We start from the raw sequence: 887 nt of genomic DNA, 5'->3' as shown, positions 1-887 counted from the left end.
CGGCTCACCGCGCGCACGATCGGCAAGCAAGCGACCGAGAGTTTTTATTACGACGCGCGCGGGCGGCTCGCGACCGCCACGGCCGCTGGCAGCACGACCCGCCTGCACTACGACGATGCGGACAACCTGATCGCCGAAGAGCAGCACGTTCGCCCGTATTACCGGGGCCAGTATTCGACCGTCACGCGCCACCAATACGACGTGCTCGGCAATCGCACGAAGACCATCCTGCCGAATACACGCTCCATCGACTGGCTGCGTTATGGCTCGGGCCACGTCCACGGCGTCATGCTCGACGGCAAGCCGCTGATGGATTTCGAGCGCGACAAGCTGCATCGGGAAATCAAGCGCACGCACCGCAGCTTCACGCAGGCGCGCCAGTACGATCCGGTCGGACGGCTCGCACAGATGTCGGTGCGTCATGCGAGTTCGGTGAATTTGCTCGATGTGCTGGCCGAGCGCACCTATGGGTACAGCACGGCGGGCAACCTGACGCGCATCGAGGACCGTGTGCGCGGGGTGACCGATTACACCTACGATCCGGTAGGCCGGCTGCTCAAGTCGGCGACGCCCGACCTGACCGAAATCTTTGCGTTCGATCCGGCGGGCAATCCGGTCGATGCCGACATGGTTCCACCGCGCCCGGCGATCGAGACGGCCGAGGCGCGTGCCGCGCGCCATGCCCGGGAGGATGAAGAAGACGCGGCATTGAAGCGCGCCGGCCGAAGCGCGCCAATGCGCTGGCGCGGCTCGGAGGACACGAGCAACTTCGGGGCGTGGTGGAGGTCGCTGCCCAAGTGCATCGGCAACGTACTGAGGGAATTGGACTCGACGAGCTACGACTACGACGAGCGCGGCAATCTGATCACGAAATCGGGCGGCGCTCA

Annotated in this window: 1 pseudogene; it reads left to right on the top strand. The window is 65.3% G+C overall.

What is annotated here, in order from left to right:
- Positions 1 to 887 (top strand): annotated as a pseudogene (locus tag NCT04_RS34245) (RHS repeat domain-containing protein); the annotation flags it as partial.

Source organism: Caballeronia sp. GAFFF2 (genome assembly GCF_023631485.1).
Lineage (GTDB): Bacteria > Pseudomonadota > Gammaproteobacteria > Burkholderiales > Burkholderiaceae > Caballeronia.
This window is presented reverse-complemented; position numbering and strand designations above follow the sequence as displayed.